At 68.2% G+C, this 15219-nt stretch carries 17 protein-coding genes; 10 read left to right on the plus strand and 7 right to left on the minus strand.

Translation table 11 applies throughout. From position 1 onward, the window contains the following. On the minus strand, positions 1-2244 hold the full coding sequence (locus U4012_RS12835; protein WP_321798957.1) for a TonB-dependent siderophore receptor: 2244 nt from the start codon (positions 2242-2244) through the stop codon (positions 1-3). 323 nt (positions 2245-2567) lie between these two features. On the opposite strand from U4012_RS12835, the gene U4012_RS12840 reads away from it, so the two are divergent. Both U4012_RS12840 and U4012_RS12845 read left to right on the plus strand, forming a co-directional pair. Further along, positions 2568-2807 carry a FitA-like ribbon-helix-helix domain-containing protein gene (locus U4012_RS12840; protein WP_257769310.1) on the plus strand — a complete coding sequence of 80 codons (240 nt, stop codon included), beginning with the start codon at positions 2568-2570 and terminating at the stop codon, positions 2805-2807. After that, positions 2804-3223: a type II toxin-antitoxin system VapC family toxin gene (locus U4012_RS12845; protein WP_124668168.1), complete on the plus strand. Its 420-nt coding sequence runs from the start codon at positions 2804-2806 to the stop codon at positions 3221-3223. The genes U4012_RS12840 and U4012_RS12845 overlap by 4 nt, the downstream gene beginning before the upstream one ends. Before the next feature lie 138 nt (positions 3224-3361). Here the strand turns inward: U4012_RS12845 and U4012_RS12850 are convergent, their stop codons facing one another. Continuing rightward, on the minus strand, positions 3362-4657 hold the full coding sequence (locus tag U4012_RS12850) for an aspartate carbamoyltransferase (protein WP_044846652.1): 1296 nt from the start codon (positions 4655-4657) through the stop codon (positions 3362-3364). A gap of 236 nt (positions 4658-4893) precedes the next feature. Between U4012_RS12850 and U4012_RS12855 the strand changes: the two genes are divergently transcribed. Beyond that, positions 4894-5028 (plus strand): entericidin A/B family lipoprotein, encoded by a 135-nt coding sequence (locus U4012_RS12855; protein WP_006752948.1) that lies wholly within the window; start codon positions 4894-4896, stop codon positions 5026-5028. A gap of 97 nt (positions 5029-5125) precedes the next feature. Here the strand turns inward: U4012_RS12855 and U4012_RS12860 are convergent, their stop codons facing one another. The 3 genes from U4012_RS12860 to U4012_RS12870 form a co-directional block, all read right to left on the minus strand. Next, complete coding sequence (locus U4012_RS12860) at positions 5126-5674, minus strand: permease (RefSeq protein WP_321799050.1); 549 nt, start codon at positions 5672-5674, stop codon at positions 5126-5128. 125 nt (positions 5675-5799) lie between these two features. Then, entirely contained in the window at positions 5800-6759 is a 960-nt protein-coding gene (locus tag U4012_RS12865; RefSeq protein ID WP_321798960.1) for a DMT family transporter, read from the minus strand. Between the two features lie 206 nt (positions 6760-6965). Next, positions 6966-7760 carry an AraC family transcriptional regulator gene (locus U4012_RS12870; protein WP_321798962.1) on the minus strand — a complete coding sequence of 265 codons (795 nt, stop codon included), beginning with the start codon at positions 7758-7760 and terminating at the stop codon, positions 6966-6968. A gap of 170 nt (positions 7761-7930) precedes the next feature. Here U4012_RS12870 and U4012_RS12875 point away from each other — a divergent pair, with 170 nt between their 5' ends. Continuing rightward, entirely contained in the window at positions 7931-8761 is an 831-nt protein-coding gene (locus U4012_RS12875; protein WP_321799052.1) for a molybdenum cofactor biosynthesis F family protein, read from the plus strand. Continuing rightward, positions 8761-9570, plus strand: coding sequence for an SDR family oxidoreductase (locus U4012_RS12880; protein WP_321799054.1), 810 nt, complete (start codon positions 8761-8763; stop codon positions 9568-9570). The genes U4012_RS12875 and U4012_RS12880 overlap by 1 nt, the downstream gene beginning before the upstream one ends. 82 nt (positions 9571-9652) lie before the next feature. On the opposite strand, the gene U4012_RS12885 is transcribed toward U4012_RS12880, so the two are convergent. Next, the gene (locus U4012_RS12885) at positions 9653-10330 is read right to left on the minus strand and encodes a dihydrodipicolinate reductase C-terminal domain-containing protein (protein ID WP_044846655.1); all 678 of its coding nucleotides are present in this window, start codon (positions 10328-10330) and stop codon (positions 9653-9655) included. A 422-nt stretch (positions 10331-10752) separates the two neighbouring features. On the opposite strand from U4012_RS12885, the gene U4012_RS12890 reads away from it, so the two are divergent. Then, complete coding sequence (locus tag U4012_RS12890) at positions 10753-11466, plus strand: SDR family NAD(P)-dependent oxidoreductase (RefSeq protein ID WP_321798965.1); 714 nt, start codon at positions 10753-10755, stop codon at positions 11464-11466. 279 nt (positions 11467-11745) lie between these two features. Continuing rightward, entirely contained in the window at positions 11746-11943 is a 198-nt protein-coding gene (locus U4012_RS12895; RefSeq protein ID WP_039321747.1) for an oxidoreductase-like domain-containing protein, read from the plus strand. Between the two features lie 69 nt (positions 11944-12012). Here U4012_RS12895 and U4012_RS12900 read toward each other — a convergent pair whose 3' ends face one another. After that, positions 12013-13473, minus strand: coding sequence for an MFS transporter (locus U4012_RS12900; protein ID WP_321798969.1), 1461 nt, complete (start codon positions 13471-13473; stop codon positions 12013-12015). 159 nt (positions 13474-13632) lie between these two features. Here U4012_RS12900 and U4012_RS12905 point away from each other — a divergent pair, with 159 nt between their 5' ends. From U4012_RS12905 to U4012_RS12915, 3 genes are read left to right on the plus strand one after another with little or no spacing between them, the layout of a single operon-like run. Then, entirely contained in the window at positions 13633-14505 is an 873-nt protein-coding gene (locus U4012_RS12905) for a LysR family transcriptional regulator (protein WP_321798971.1), read from the plus strand. A gap of 59 nt (positions 14506-14564) precedes the next feature. Then, entirely contained in the window at positions 14565-14831 is a 267-nt protein-coding gene (locus U4012_RS12910) for a hypothetical protein (protein ID WP_044846658.1), read from the plus strand. 26 nt (positions 14832-14857) lie between these two features. Further along, on the plus strand, positions 14858-15178 hold the full coding sequence (locus U4012_RS12915; protein WP_257769343.1) for a hypothetical protein: 321 nt from the start codon (positions 14858-14860) through the stop codon (positions 15176-15178). Positions 15179-15219 lie beyond the last annotated feature (41 nt).

Here is a 15219-nt window from a genome sequence, read left to right on the forward strand (position 1 = left end):
TCAGTAGCGCGCGTTCAGCGTGACGAACGCCGAGCGGCCCGGCGCGATCGACGCGTAGTGCGCCGGATACGCCTGATCGAAGTACGTGCGGTTGAACAGGTTGTTCACGTTCAGCTGCAGGTCGAGCTTCTTGTTGATCCGGTATTGCGCCATCGCGTCGAAGCGCCAGTACGACGGCACCGCACGCAGGTTCGCGGGATCGCCGAACACTTCCGACATGTAGAACGCGCCGCCGCCGACGGTGAACTTCGGCGTCACGTCGTAGTTCGACCACATCGTCAGGCTGTGCTTCGGCGTATTCGGGAAGCGGTTGCCGTCGTTCGCGGCATCCTTGCCGTTGTCGCGCAGCTCGCTCTTCATGTACGTATAGCCGCCGAACACCTGCCACTGCTTCGTGATCTGCCCGGCAACGCCGAGTTCGAGACCCTGCACGCGCTTGTTGCCGACCATCGCGTACTGGTTGTTCGGCAGCGTCACGCGCGCATTCGTGGTGTCGATCTGGAACAGCGCGGCGGTCAGCGACAGCTTGTCGTTCAGCACGTTCCACTTGGTACCGAGCTCGATGCTGCGGTTCTTCTCGGGGGCCATCTGATCGGCGTTCGGGCCGACGCCGCCGCGGCCCGGCGTGAGCGACTGCGTTTCGCTGCCTTCGCCGAGCAGCATGCCGGCCGGCGTCGACGACGTCGCATACGACGCGTAGATGCTGCCGTTCTGCGCGGGCTTGAACACGAGGCCGGCCTGCCAGTTGAAGAGCGTGTCGTCGCGCGTGTAGGTCTTGCTGCCGTTCGCCTTGGTGTCGGTGAAGCGGGTCGAGTAATCGTCGACGCGCACGCCGGCGTTCACCTGCCAGCGCGGCGTGAGCTCGATCGTGTCGAAGCCGTAGATCGACTTGGTCGTGGTGCGTGAATGCGCATAGTCGTTGTTGCGCGTGACGGAGCCGGCCCACGGATCGTTCGGATCAGGCGACCACACGCTCGTGCAGTTGTAGCCGGACGGCGCGCCGATGCCTTGCTGACAGATGGTGCCCTTGTCGGTCGCGACCGTGTACGAATCGCGCTTGCCCCATTCGCGCGTCAGCTCGATGCCGGTCGTGAAGCTGTGCTTGAACGGGCCGGTGCGGAATTCGCCGAACAGTTCGGTCAGGTTCGCGAGGCTGTTGATCGAGCTGTCGCGATTGTTGTTGCGGCGCCAGACACGGCCGTTGACCACGTTGCCCTGGCTGTCGTCGGGCTGCGTCCAGATGTAGTCCTGCGTCGATTCCGTGTAGCGCGTGGTGTTGCGCACCGTCAGATTCGACGTGATGTCGTGCTCGATCTTGATCGTGCTGATGTCCGACGTGGTCTTGCGGAAGTCGCGGTCGATCAGGCCGTAGAAGTTGTGACGGTCGACCGGCGCCGGATAGATCGTGTCGACGTTCGCGGGCTTGTTCGACGTCGTGTAGAAGTATGGAATGCCGCCGTCCGGCATGTCGTCGGTCGACAGGTGGTAGTAGCTTGCGGTCACGCGCGTCGGCGTGCCGAGGCCGAACGCGATCGACGGCGCGACGCCCCAACGCTCGTTGTTGACGGCGTCGCGGCCGGCGACGTCGTTGTTGTGGCTCATCAGGTTCAGGCGGAACGCGGCGTGATCGGCGAACTGCCAGTTGCCGTCGGCGGTGAAGCGGCGGTAGCGGTCGGTGCCGAGGCCCGCGCTCGCGGCGGCCGTCGTGCCGAGGTGCGGCGCCTTCGTGATGAGGTTGATGCTGCCGCCCGCGCCGCCGCGCCCGCCGTACGCGCCGTCGGAGCCCTTGGTGATCTCGACGCGCTCGGTGTTGAAGATCTCGCGCGTGGTCGCGCCCGTGTCGCGCATCCCGTCGACGAACATGCTGCCCTGCGTGTCGTAGCCACGGATGAACGGGCGGTCACCGAGCGGGTTGCCGCCTTCGCCGGCGCCGAACGTGATGCCGGGCACGGTGCGCAGCGCTTCGGTCAGCGTCGCCGCGCCGCTGCTCTGGATCAGTTCCTGCGGGATCACGGTTACCGACTTCGGCGTGTCGACGAGCGGCGCGGTGAATTTCGCGGATGCGGAAAAGTCGGCCTTGTAGCTGTGCTCGGCCTTGCCCTGAACCTCGATCGGCGCGAGATGGCCTTCGGTGCCGACCGGGGCGGATGGCGGCGTTCCGTCGGCGAACGCAGGGCTCGCGGCGAGCACGCTGCACAGGGTGGTGAATTTGCCGAGCTTCTGCTCGTCAGGACGGGACTTCATGATGCGCTTCGACCTCGCAGTGTGGCCCCGGGAACGACGCGCTACGGAAATGTGCATGCCGCCGGGAATTATTACGATTTGTTTTCAGGTGGCATTCTATGTAATTTCTTTTTAAATGAGAAGCGTTCGCGTTCTCATTTGTGGGAGGAATGTTGGCGAATGTGGCGGAGGGCTGCCGAGCGCGTGCGGGGTTGCGGCGATGGCCGAATGGCCGAGTGGGAAAGGCGAGGCGGGCGATTTACAGTGATCGGGTCTTCACTCGTCCAAAATGACAGCAAGATGATAATATGACTGCATTGAAAGCAAATGTAGTGAGGCGCATCATGCCTGTGATCACTGTTAGAAACCTGCCCGACGAGGTGCATCGCGCGCTTCGAATCCGTGCCGCACAACATGGCCGCAGTACCGAGGCCGAGGTGCGCGATATCCTCGAGCAGGCCGTTCGGCCCGGAGGACGGCCCAAACTGGGAACGCTGCTGGCGGAGATCGGGCGAGAGGCTGGCGGCATCGATTTCGAGGTTCAGCGCGATCAATCGCCAACCGATCCGATGAGCTTCGAATGATTCTGGTCGATACCAACGTCATTTCGGAGCCGCTGCGACGCGAACCGAGCGCGGCCGTGATCGAATGGCTCGACGCGCAAAACGTCGAGACGCTGTTTCTTGCCGCGATCAGTCTGGCCGAGATGCGATTCGGCGTGGCCGCGTTGCCGGAGGGGCGCAGGCGAGACTGGCTGCACCAAAACATCGAGCAACGCGTCGTGCCGTTGTTTCGCGGGCGGATTCTGCCGTTCGACGATGCGGCCAGTGACGCATATGCGAGCCTACGCGCGAAGGCACGCGCCCTGGGGCACACGATGGCGCCTGCCGATGGCTTCATCGCTGCAACCGCCGCAGCCAACGGGTTGATCGTGGCCACGCGCGACGTCGCACCGTTCGAAGCAGCGGGCCTGCGCGTGATCGATCCGTGGGCTCGCTAACTTCCGGCCGGTCGCCTCGATATCACCCGCGCCGAAAATGAAAACGCGCCGTGCAAGGCGGCGCGTCGTGCGTTGCTTCGGCGCGCGGCGCTCGATCTTCAGCAATCTCGAGTCTGGCCGCGCAACCCCGGATGCGGGTCAATCGATTCCGTGAAACACCGCATCCTCCGGCCCGAGGTACGCCGGCGGGCGCCACGTCGCATCGCGCATCGAATGCTGGACGAGATTCTCGACGCCGAGCAGCACCGCGAAGATCGCCATCCGCACCGGAATGCCGTTGTCGGTCTGGCGGAAGATCGCGAGTCGCGGATCGCGGTTCAAGTCGACCGACAGGTCGTTCGCGCCGGGCCGGCTGTCGCGCGGCAGCGGGTGCATGATCAGCGTGTCGGGCTTGCAGACGGAGTCGACGAGCGCCTGGTTGATCTGGAAATCCGGCGTATAGCCCTCGAACGACTCGTCGGTGAAGCGCTCCTTCTGGATCCGCGTCGCATAGACGACGTCCGCGCCGCGCAGCCCGCCCGCGAGGTCGTTCGTCTGCTCGATCACGTGGCCGTTCGTCGCGATCTGGTCGATGATGTACGCGGGCATTTCGAGCGTCGGCGGCGACACGAGCGTGAACTTCAGCCCGCGGTACAGCGCGAGCAGCTTGACGAGCGAATGCACGGTGCGACCGTATTTCAGGTCGCCGACGAGCGCGATATGCGCGCCGTCGACGATCTTGCCGAGCCGCGAGAACTCGCGCTGGATCGTATAGAGATCGAGGAGTGCCTGGCTCGGGTGCTCGCCCGGGCCGTCGCCGCCGTTGATCACCGGCAGGTTGGTCGCGCGCGCGAATTCGGCAACCGAGCCTTTCTCCGGGTGGCGGATCACGAGTGCGTCGACGTAGCCGGCCATCACGCGGCTCGTGTCGTAGATCGATTCGCCCTTGGCCATCGACGAGAACGTGAAGCCGGTCGTGTCGCACACCGAGCCGCCGAGCCGGCAGAAGGCCGCGCCGAACGACACGCGCGTGCGCGTGCTGGCTTCGAAGAACAGGTTGCCGAGCACTGCGCCCTCGAGCACGCGCGAGATCTTGTGGCGGCGCGCGATCGGCTGCATCACGTCGGCGACGCGGAACAGCGCCTCGACCGAGTCGCGCGAGAACTGGTCCACCGAGATCAACTGCGGCTTGCCTTCGAACAGGAATTGCTTTGCGAGCTCCTGTTTGTCTACGCTTTGCGTATAGTCTCCGCCGTCCGGTGCCGAGCGCTCGACGATTTCCGACACGAAGCGTTCGACGATCTCGGGCATCCCGCGCGATTCCTGCGAGTCGTCGGGCAACAGCCACGTGTCGAGCGCGCGGCGGCTCACGCCGATGCGGTTCGCGAACGCTTCGCGGGTCATGTTGAGGCGGCGCATCGCGTCGCGCAGGAAGGCTTGCTGGGGAACGGTCATCGGCGGCACCTGATGAGAAATATACGCGGTGCGTATATTAGTTCGCGTGCCGACGAAGTCAAGGAAAATCTGTGCGGCCGGCCGGCCGTGTCGTGCGAGGGCACTGGCGCGGTCGGCACTGGCGCACGGCGGCCGTCTCCGTATAATCAGGTCAGGCCCCGTGTCCTGCACGCCGCAGGGCACCACGCCGCATACGATTCGCCCGGTCGGGCATGTTGACTCGAAGGAGAATGAGCATGACGCGTACGATTGCTGCAGTGCTGCTGGTGGTGACCGCCGCGCTCGCCGGTTGCAATACCGTTGCAGGCGTGGGGCAGGACATTTCGAAGGGTGGCCAGGCAATCAGCGATACGGCTGAGAAGGCCAAATAAGCTGCCGGGTTCCGGAATGCAGAAGGCGCCGGGCCGTCCCGCGATTGCGGGGCGGCCCGGCGCCTTTTTCACGGTGCGTGGTGCGTGGTGTGCGGTATCAGGCGGTTTCCACGAACGCGTAACGGCCCTCGACCTTGCGCGGCGTGAACCAGCCGAAGTCAGGGAACAGCCGGTTGCGGACGAACCAGACGTAGCCGACCAGGATGACGGTCACCCCGAGGGTAGGCAGCGCGGCCGACGGATCGCGGCCGAGATCGGCGATGGTCTTCGGTACCTGCAGCAGCGACAGAATGATGAACGCGTGATATGCGCCGACGCGATGGGTCGCGAAGCCCCAGATGAACAGCAGCGACAGCGGCACCGTCAGTGCGAGGAACAGCACCGCGGCGCCGATGCTGAGTGTGTCCACCAGGATGAGATAGGCGAGTGCGACGCTGATCACCAACTGCGCGATGCCGAGCCCGATCAGGACCCGTGTATGCACCTTGTTCTTCCTGCACAGCTCAGGGTCGGGGCGCGACGCGATCAGGCGCGCGAGCACGCGATCCTTGAGGCCCTGTCCGGCCAGTTCGGCCAGCACGTCGGCTTTCCTCGCACCCGCGGACAGCAGCGCCGCGATTCTCGTTTTGGCTTCCTTCTTGTTCATGGTGATGCGAATTATTGTTCGGTGGTTGTCGAATGGCCCGGCCACGCGAATATTGCATCTTGTGCGACGGTGCGCAACGATTTTGCCGCGGCCGGACACATTCCTACAGTCGCCGCGCACGCGGATCAATCGGTAGCGGTCGACGCGGATGCCGCCGGCCGCACTGGCGACCTCGACCGTGCATCCGTTTCGCGTGCCGGCGGCTCGCGCCGCCGCGTCGCGCCCACCAGCATTCCCGCGACGACGAGCGCGATGCCGAGAAGCCGCGTGCCGCCCAGGGCCTCGCCGAACAGTGCGACCGCGAATAGCACGGCCGAGACCGGCGCAACCGCCGTGAACAGCGCGGCTTCGGTGCCGCTCGTGCGCGCCGAACCCGCATACCAGCACAGATAACCGAGCACGGTCGGCACCAGCGCGTAGTACACGATCGCCGACACCGCGCCGATGTTCCAGCTCGTCGCCAGCGCGTGCCATTCGAACGCGGCCGGCACCAGTGCGAGCACGAAGCCGAGGCCCGACATCGCCGTCGACAGCGTGAGCGGCGGCAACGGCGCCGACAGCCGCCGGTTGAGCAGGATGAACACGGCCTCGCATGCGACGGCGGCCAGCACCAGCGCGTCGCCGGCGAGCGTTCGGAGCGACGGCATGGCCTGGCCGGGCGCGAACGTGACCAACACCACGCCGGCGGTGGCGAGCGCGGCCGCGCTCCAGTCGCGCCGCGTCTGCCGCTCGCGCAGCACGACCGCCGCGATCAGCGTCGACATCGCCGGCAGCGTGCCGAGCATCACGCCCGCATCGATGGGCGACGACAGCTTCGTGCCGCTGATCAGCAGCACCGTATAGCCGACCCCGCCCGCCGCAGCCTGCACGACCAGCAGCACGGCGTCGCGTGCGGAGAGCCGCGGCCATCGCAGCCGCTGCGCCCGCATCAGCGCGAACAGCAGCGGGGTTGCGATCAGGAAGCGCAGCGCGGTGGCGGCGAACGGCGGCAGGCCGCCGGCCGCGAGGCGGCTCGCGATGACGGTGCTGCCGACGCCCGCCATCGCGGCGGCGAGATAGAGATAGCCGATCAGTCGTGTTTTCATGTGCCGCATGGTCGCGTGCGGCGGCGCGGGCGTCTTGAACGAAATTGCAGCGGCGCCGGCGAGCGGAGCGGGTGAACGGAAGGGTATTGCGCTCGGTGTCTCCGGATGACCGGTGGCGCTGCTATCAAGCGCCATCGTTGTTGCCGAACGGCGGCGATCGACGACGTCGCGCCACGGCGGCGGTCGTGCCGGGACCGCGAGGTCCGTCAGCCGGCCTGCGTGAATCGTCCCGGCGTGATCCCGAACTGGCGTGCGAACGCGCGCGTCAGGTGGCTCTGGTCGGCAAAACCGGCTTCGGCCGCGGCATCCGCGATCGGCCGGCCGCTCGCGAGCAGTGCCCGCGCCAGCCGCGTGCGCGACTGCACCAGATACGCGTGCGGCGTGATGCCGAGTTCACGCGCGAACCCGCGCAGCAGCTGGAAGCGGCTCACGCCGCTCAGGCCGGCGAGTTCGGCCAGCGAGACGGGTGCGGCGGGCGCCGCATCGAGCCGCTCGCGGGCCACGCGGATCGCCGGCGCGACGCCGGCGGCCGGCAGCGCCCGGTTCGAATGCCGCGCAAGCAGCCCGGCGACCAGGGTCACGAGCGCCTCGTCGCGGGCGAGCGGCATGGTATCTCCTGCGACGATTCGAGCATGCAACCGGCCGAACGCGGCCGCGAGCCGCGCGTCGCGCACCGCCGGATGCGCGAGCTCGACGCCGCCGACGCCTTCTTCCGCCGCGACGCCCGCGACCAGCGCCGGCGCGAGGTACAGCATCCGCCAGCGGCGGGCCGTGCCCGTCCCGATCGGCATGCCGTCGTGCATTTCGCCCGGATTGACCATGATCGCGTCGCCGGCCAGCGCATCGACCTGCCCGCGGCCGCTCCAGGACCGGTGCGCGCCGCTGACGATCACGCCGACCCCGAATTCGTCGTGCGCGTGCCGCGGAAACGTGCGGTCGGACTCGAGGCTGATCGCCTCGATGCCTTCATCGGTCCGTCGGTAGTGGGTGACACGGTGCATGGGGGCTCCTCGCGCCGGCAGCGGCGCGGATCACGTGCACTGTAGCGCGTTCCGGCGCCGCGCGCCCTTCATCCTTTTGGCCGATACCGTGCGGCGCGCGCAGCCCGCACCATGTGCACATGAGCAGCGTACACGGCCCGCCGGGCCTGAAGCTGCGCGGGAGACGGCAGGTGGAACGACAGGATCCGGTATTCATTCAGGTTGGCGCGCTCGCGGACGGCTTTGCACCGGACGCGAACATCCTCGCGCCCGTGAACGCGCTCGTCGGGCGCTCGGTGACGCTCGGCGACGCGTCCGGCACATGGCGCGTCTACACGTTCGAGGCCGGTGCGCTGCAATGGCGCGATGCGGCGACCGACGCGGGCGGCCATGCGCCGTGCCGCGTCACGCGGCTGCGCGACGACCTGTACTTCGTCGACTACATCGATCCGGTGGCGCGCGCGACGTCGGTGAGCCTCGTGATCGACGTCGGCAGCGGCGTGTGGACGTCGGTGATCGGCACGCTGCCGACCGAGGCCGACACGCATGTCGACGCGTTCACGCGCGTTTCGCGCGGGTTGCCGCTGACTGGCGTCGACGCGGCATTCCGGCACGGCACGCTCGGCGGCCATGCGCAGCCGGGCCCGCTGCATGGGCCCACGCGCGAACTGATCGGCAAGCGGACGATGTATCGCTACAGCCCGACCGAATGCTACGAGCACATCTACCTGAACGAGAACTTCTACGCATGGCAGTGCCTGCAGGGCGTAGAAGGCGGGCTGGCGGACGTGGATCGCTGCCATTACTTCAGGATTGCAGATGAACTGTATCTGTTCGTGTGGCGCGAAAAGGTGGTGCCGACGCTCGGCGTCGTGCTGATCGATCTTGCTCAACGCAAGACGGACGGCAAGATCTTCGGCTATCAGGGCGGCGACTTCGGCACGTTGTCGAACTTCCCGATCGGCGCGCATGCGCAGGTGCTGAACGAAACCGTGCATCCGCTCGGCGGCGAGGCGCAATGATGAGCGCCGTGCCGGGCAGCGCCCGCCTGCGTGCGGATTTCAGCGGACGCGTCGTGCTGGTCACGGGCGCCGCGCAGGGGATCGGCGCGGCAATCGCGCGCCGTTTCGCGGAATCCGATGCGTTCGTCGCGCTCGCCGATCTCAACGGTGATGCCGCCGCCGCGCAGGCGGACGCCCTTGCCAGTGCGGGCGGCGACACGCGCGCGTATCGCGTCGACGCCGCGAGCCGCGACGAACTCGGCGCGCTCGTCGCGGCGGTAGAGCGCGACGGCGGCCGGCTCGACGTCGTCGTTCACAACGCCGCGTACTTCCCGCTGACCCCGTTTGCGCAGATCGACGAGCCGATGCTCGAGCGCACGCTGTCGGTCAACCTGTCGGCGCTGTTCTGGCTCGCGCAGGCCGCGCTGCCGGCATTCGAGCGTGCGGGAGCGGGGCGGCTGCTCGTCACGTCGTCGGTGACCGGGCCGCGCGTCGTCTATCCGGGGCTCGCGCACTACGCGGCGTCGAAGGCCGGCGTGAACGGCTTCATCCGCGCGGCGGCGCTCGAACTCGCGCGTCGCAACGTGACGGTCAACGGCGTCGAGCCGGGGATGATCCGCACGCCGGCCGCCGGCAATCTCGGCGATGCGTCGGTCGCCGCGCAGATCGCGCGCGACATTCCGCTCGCGCGGATGGGCGAGCCGGAGGACATCGCGAACGCGATGCTGTTTCTCGCGTCGGCCGATGCGGCGTACATCACCGGGCAGACGATCGTCGTCGACGGCGGCGCGACGCTGCCGGAGAGCGGGGCCGTGCTGGGCGACGGATAAGCGGCGCGTGCGCGATCGTGCGATCGCGGCCGTCGAATGTGCCGGCCGCGGTGGCGTCGGCGCGATCAGCGCACCGTCGCGCCTACAGCCAGCCGTTGCGGATGAACTCCACGATCGAGTATCGGCGGGGTTCGAGTTCGTGCTGCCGGACGGTCTCGACGATCCGCGACACGCCGTCCGCGTAAGGCGACGCGCCGTACACGCGCGATTCGAACTGCAGGCTGCATGCGCCATCCTCGATGCGGATCCGGTGGAACGCATGGCGGCCGAGCTGATCGTCGGGAATCTGCAGGGCGTCGCGCTGTTCGTCGGGGTCGCGCACGGAGCGGATGTCCTGCGCCGGCACGCCGAGTGCCTGACCGATGCCGACCGCGGTGCCCGGCACGGACGTCTTGCTGGCCTGGTGCGACTCCGTCACGCTGATGCGGCAGTCGCGAAACAGATGGCCGCTGGTTTCCAGCATGCTCATGAACTTCAGCATCAGGATGTTCGTATTCGGACAAAGCACGACGGGGAAGTCGTGCGATCCGGTTTCGAGCTCGGAGCCGGTGGACAGCTCGACGAGCGGCGAGCCCGTTGCGCGGCAGAATTCGATCGCGGCAGGCAGCTCGCGGCCGGATCCGGCGTGCACGACGATCGAACGCGTCTCGGTGCGTGCGGGGTCCGACCAGGCCGTCACGCGACAGGTTGCGGGGTCGAGCCGGTGCGAGCCGAGCAGTTCGGTTGCCAGCTTGCCGGTGCCAACGACGAGTACTTGCATGGGATAGACGGGTTGAGGTTCGGGTTTCGTTACGGAAACGACGCGGGCCGTTCAAGGGCCCGGCGCGATCACGGGGCACCGCGCGGCGCACCGTGTTCGCGCATTATGCCCGGCCGTCGGCTGTCGGCCGTCCACCGTCCACCGTCCACCGTCCACCTTCCCCCGCCCACCGTCTGCCGCCCGCCGCCTGTCGCCTAACGCCTAACCCCTACCTCCTGCCGTCCACCGTCATGCGCGGTGCGCGCCTTCACGGCTGCGGATCAACCGAGCGGCTGCGTTGGCGGTGACGCATTGATCGCCGTGCGCGCGCAAGCATGAACGGCGCTACGCTGTCGAAACGCTGGCCACGCGCGTCCGTGTCGGTACCGGCATCGCCCCGAACCACGTATCATCCAACCCCCTCGACCCAGGAGAGCACATCGATGGAACACGATCTGAAAGGCAAGGCAGTCGCGATCACCGGCGGATTCGGCCATCTCGGCGTCGCCACGGCCGCCTGGCTCGGCCAGCGCGGCGCGCGCGTCGCGCTGATCGGCCGCGGCGCGGCGCCGGACGCGCAGGCGCTGCCCGGCGTGCCGGCCGATGCGCTGCGCATCGGCGGCATCGACCTCGTCGATCCGCAGGCGGCTGCGCGCGCCCTTGAAGCGGTGAATCGCGAATTCGGCCGGGTCGACGCGCTGCTGAACATCGCGGGCGCGTTCGTCTGGCAGACGATCGCCGACGGCGACGCGGCCACGTGGGACCGCATGTACGAACTGAACGTGAAGACGGCATTGAACGCGTCGAAGGCCGCGCTGCCGTATCTGGTGACGAGCCCGGCCGGCCGCATCGTCAACATCGGCGCGGGCGCGGCGTTCAAGGCGGGCGCCGGGATGGGCGCCTATGCAGCCGCGAAGGCGGGCGTCGCGCGGCTCACCGAGGCGCTGGCGGCGGAACTGCTCGATCGCGGCGTGACCGTGAACGCGCTGCTGCCGAGCATCATCGACACGCCACCGAACCGTGCGGACATGCCGGATGCGGATTTCACGCGCTGGGTCCGGCCCGAGCAGCTTGCGGCGACGATCGGATTCCTGCTGTCGACCGACGCGCAGGCGATCACCGGCGCATCGATTCCGGTGAGCGGTCGCGTGGCGTAGCAGGGAGCGGGTGATCGCACTCGAGTGCGACGTCAGGGCATGCGAAATCGCGCACGCGGGATTTCCGCGATCGCCGCGATTTCGATCGGATCCCGCCGTCGCCCTGGATCGCGGCCATCGAGAAGGCGCCGAACGGCGCCCGGCGTTCCGGCGGATTCACGGCTTCGGCCGTGGCGCGACTCCTGTCCGCGGGGCGGATGCGCGGCTGCGCCCGGTGCGTGCCTGCATGCCGCTGACCATCACCGTATACTGGGCGTTCCACACCATATGACTGAAGCCGTGACCAAGCCTGCCTCCGCGGATACGCTCGCAGACGATCCGCGTCCGACCCCGCCCGAACAACCCGAACTGGAAGACTGCTGCAACAGCGGCTGCTCGCCGTGCGTGTTCGACCTGTACGACGAAGCGCTGGCGCGCTATCGCGTCGAGCTGGCCGAATGGGAAGCACGGCACGCGCAACTCAAGCATCACCAGTGAGCCCGCCGCCGACAAGCAGTCGCGCATGCCGCGATTCGCTGCCGGCGAGGGCTTCCCTGGCCGGCGTCGTCACGCGATGGCCCGCCCCCGCCGATGCATCGGCCCCAATGCGGCCGACAATGCGACGCACGCCAGCAGCACGGCCGCCAGCGCCCACATCGCCGTCCTGAACCCCTGCACGTAGTCGAGCGCACGCGGCTGCGCGCCGAGCCGCGCGAAGAACAGCCCGCCCAGCGTCGCGGCGCCGACGGCCGCGCCGATCTGCAGCATCGCGGTGACCATGCCGGATGCGACCCCGGCGCGCGCCGCGTCGACTTCCGCGAGCACGATCCGCACGACCGACGGCAGCACGAGGCCTTGCCCGATGCCGATCGCCGCGATCCCCGCGTAAAAGCCCGGGCCGGGCGCATGATCGCCGGCCAGCGCGGCGGCGGTCGCGACGCCGGCCGCGAGCATCGCGAAGCCGAGCGTGAGCACGCGATAGCCGCCGAACCGCTCGACGAGACGCGGCATCAGCAGCGGGCTCGCGAGGAAGCCGATGCCGAGCGGCAGGATCGCCAGCCCCGACGCGAGCGGCGACCAGTTCAGGCAGCCCTGCAGATAGATGCCGTAGCTCAGGAAGAACGCGCTCAGCATGTAGAACAGGAACGCGAGCGTGAGCCCGAGCGCGACGACCGGATTGCGCAGCAGACGCACGTCGAGCAGCGGATCGCGACCGCCGGCGAGCCGGCGCGCTTCGACCGCCAGCAGCGCGCCGAGCATCGGCAGCGCACCGACGACGCACGCGATCATCCACAGCGGCCAGCCCGCCTCGCGTCCGTGCGTGAGCGGATAGACGAGCATCAGCAGGAACAGCGACAGCAGCACCGTGCCGGGCACGTCGATGCGCTGGCCGCGCGGCGGCCGGCTTTCCGGGATGAAGCGCCAGCTGCCGAGCAGCGCAAGGATGCCGATCGGCACGTTGACCAGGAAGATCGCGCGCCAGCCGAGCCCGAACGGATGCAGGTCGATCAGCGCGCCGCCGCCGAGCTGGCCGATCACGGCCGCGAGGCCGAACACGAAACCGTAGAAGCCCATCACGCGCACCTGCTCCTGCGGGCTGAACACGCTGCGGATCGTCGCGAGCACCTGAGGCGCGAGGATCGCGGCGAACAGGCCCTGCAGCACGCGGCCGCCGACCAGCACCGCGCCGCTGCCGGCGAGCCCGCACAGCGCCGATGCGACGACGAACCCGGCCATCCCGATCATGAACATCCGCTTGCGGCCGTACAGGTCGCCGAGACGCCCGCCGGTGATCTGCACGACCGCGTTCGCGCACGCGTAGGCCGACACGACGAGCTGCAGCTCGGCCGGCCGCGCGCCGATGCCGTCGCGGATGGCCGGCAGCGCGAGATTCACGATGAAGTAGTCGAGCGGCGGCAGAATGGCGCCGACCAGCAGGACCACGAGCGCCCAGCCGTGATGGCTGCGCGGCGGTGCCGCGGCAGCCGCGCCGGCCGGCGCGCAACGGGCGAGGGTGTTGTCGGTCATGAAAGGAAATCCGGAAGAATGGTGGCCGCAACGCATGCCGAATCCCGTGGAAACGGGTTCGGCGGGCCGTTGAACCGATATTCTGGGGACCGCCGATGAATCGGAAAAGCGGGAATTGGTGGTAGCATCCATCGGGTTATTCGATGGATGGAGGGTGCGATGCGCGGTTTCGACCTGGATCAGTTGCGCACGTTCGCGGCGGTGGCGGATGCGGGCAGCCTAACGGCGGCCGCGCCGCTGCTGCATCTGTCACAGTCGACGGTCAGCGAGCAGGTGCGCAAGCTCGAGTCGCGCGCCGGCGTGCCGCTGTTCGTGCGCAGCAAGCGCGGCGTCGAGCCGACGCCGGCCGGCGCGCGCCTGCTGCAGCATGCGCGGCGCATCGTCGCGCTGAACGAGGCCGCGTTCGACGAAGTGCGCGGACAGGCGATCAAGGGCGAATTGCGCGTCGCGATCACCGACTACTACCGGACGCATGAAGTCGCGGGCCTGCTCGCGCGGTTGCGGGAGTGCTACCCGCAACTGAGCCTGCACGTGAGCGCGATGAAGAGCGCGGAGATCGAAGCTGCCCATGCGCGCGGGCAGATCGATCTTGGCGTCGTGATGAACCTGTCGAGCGGCCCGTTCCGGCCCGCGTCGGCCGATACGCGCTGGGTGCTGCGGCGCGAGCCGCTGTCGTGGGTCACGTCGGCCGCGCTCGCCGAGCAGTTGCCCGAGCCGTTGCCGCTCGTGCTGCTGCCGGACGACTGCATGATGCATCAGATCGCGGTGCGCTCGCTCGACGAGCAGCACGCGCCGTACGTGCTCGTGCACAGCGCGTCGGGCGTCGCGGGGCTGCAGTCGATGCTGGCGGCGGGGCTCGGCGTCGGCTGCCTGTGCGCGTCGGCGATCGGCGAGGGCCTCGTGCGGCTCGGCGCGAAATACCGGCTGCCGACGCTGCCCGACGCGGTGTTCTCGCTGACGCCGCCGATGCCGGGCGAGCGCGAGACGGTCACGCAGGCGCGCGAGGTGCTGTCGCGGCAGTTGCTGATGTGAAGCATGAAGCACGCATGCGCGTCGGCGCAGCGGCACGTATTCGACGGGAGTCGGTACCGATGAAAATATCGAGAGATTTCGGGATCGTCGTTCGACGCGCGGCGCTGGTCGAGAAAGACGTCGACCTGTCCGCGCTCATGCGCGAATTCAATTTCGCCGACTGTTTCGACGAGTCGGACCGGCTGGTGTCGCTCGGCCCGTTCTTCGGCGGCGACGCCGCCGATGCGTGCATGAGGTCGCTCGAACGGCTCGGGCTGGTCTACTTCGACGATTTCTTCATCGTCGAGGAAACGTATCCCGGTTGGTGCGAGCTGGAAGCGTTCTGAACGTTGCGTAGCAGGGGGCGATACGCATGAACGACGAACTGAAAAGCGAGATGGCCGCGCGGTTGGCGCACGCGCTCGAGCGGGTGATCGACGAGCGCTCGCTGATCCGTTTCCTGCGCGTGCTCGGCCATGACTGGCACAAGGAGCGCCAGCTCGAGGCCGACTTGCCGCCGGCGCCGTATGCGGCCGCCGCGCTCGGCTGGGAAAACCGCTCGATCGGCGAGTACCTGGAGGCGATGGTCGACTGGGCCGAGGCGTCCGACGAGGGGCTGCGCTGCTACGACCTGCCCGACAACCCGTGGCGGCGCATGGCCGACATCCTGTTCGCCGGCAAGATCCACGAATAGCGCGCGCCGCGGCGATTTGCGTGCGCGGCGGGCGGGAACGG

Origin of the sequence: Burkholderia sp. BCC1988 (assembly GCF_905339895.1) — a bacterium.
Lineage (GTDB): Bacteria > Pseudomonadota > Gammaproteobacteria > Burkholderiales > Burkholderiaceae > Burkholderia.

What these genes read in the sequence shown, in the direction of transcription:
- U4012_RS12910 (WP_044846658.1), top strand. Translation starts at nt 14,565, where the DNA reads ATGAAAATATCGAGAGATTTCGGGATCGTCGTTCGACGCGCGGCGCTG.
- U4012_RS12900 (WP_321798969.1), bottom strand. Translation starts at nt 13,473, where the DNA reads ATGACCGACAACACCCTCGCCCGTTGCGCGCCGGCCGGCGCGGCTGCC.
- U4012_RS12840 (WP_257769310.1), top strand. Translation starts at nt 2,568, where the DNA reads ATGCCTGTGATCACTGTTAGAAACCTGCCCGACGAGGTGCATCGCGCG.
- U4012_RS12915 (WP_257769343.1), top strand. Translation starts at nt 14,858, where the DNA reads ATGAACGACGAACTGAAAAGCGAGATGGCCGCGCGGTTGGCGCACGCG.
- U4012_RS12845 (WP_124668168.1), top strand. Translation starts at nt 2,804, where the DNA reads ATGATTCTGGTCGATACCAACGTCATTTCGGAGCCGCTGCGACGCGAA.
- U4012_RS12865 (WP_321798960.1), bottom strand. Translation starts at nt 6,759, where the DNA reads ATGAAAACACGACTGATCGGCTATCTCTATCTCGCCGCCGCGATGGCG.
- U4012_RS12860 (WP_321799050.1), bottom strand. Translation starts at nt 5,674, where the DNA reads ATGAACAAGAAGGAAGCCAAAACGAGAATCGCGGCGCTGCTGTCCGCG.
- U4012_RS12905 (WP_321798971.1), top strand. Translation starts at nt 13,633, where the DNA reads ATGCGCGGTTTCGACCTGGATCAGTTGCGCACGTTCGCGGCGGTGGCG.
- U4012_RS12835 (WP_321798957.1), bottom strand. Translation starts at nt 2,244, where the DNA reads ATGAAGTCCCGTCCTGACGAGCAGAAGCTCGGCAAATTCACCACCCTG.
- U4012_RS12885 (WP_044846655.1), bottom strand. Translation starts at nt 10,330, where the DNA reads ATGCAAGTACTCGTCGTTGGCACCGGCAAGCTGGCAACCGAACTGCTC.
- U4012_RS12890 (WP_321798965.1), top strand. Translation starts at nt 10,753, where the DNA reads ATGGAACACGATCTGAAAGGCAAGGCAGTCGCGATCACCGGCGGATTC.
- U4012_RS12870 (WP_321798962.1), bottom strand. Translation starts at nt 7,760, where the DNA reads ATGCACCGTGTCACCCACTACCGACGGACCGATGAAGGCATCGAGGCG.
- U4012_RS12880 (WP_321799054.1), top strand. Translation starts at nt 8,761, where the DNA reads ATGAGCGCCGTGCCGGGCAGCGCCCGCCTGCGTGCGGATTTCAGCGGA.
- U4012_RS12855 (WP_006752948.1), top strand. Translation starts at nt 4,894, where the DNA reads ATGACGCGTACGATTGCTGCAGTGCTGCTGGTGGTGACCGCCGCGCTC.
- U4012_RS12850 (WP_044846652.1), bottom strand. Translation starts at nt 4,657, where the DNA reads ATGACCGTTCCCCAGCAAGCCTTCCTGCGCGACGCGATGCGCCGCCTC.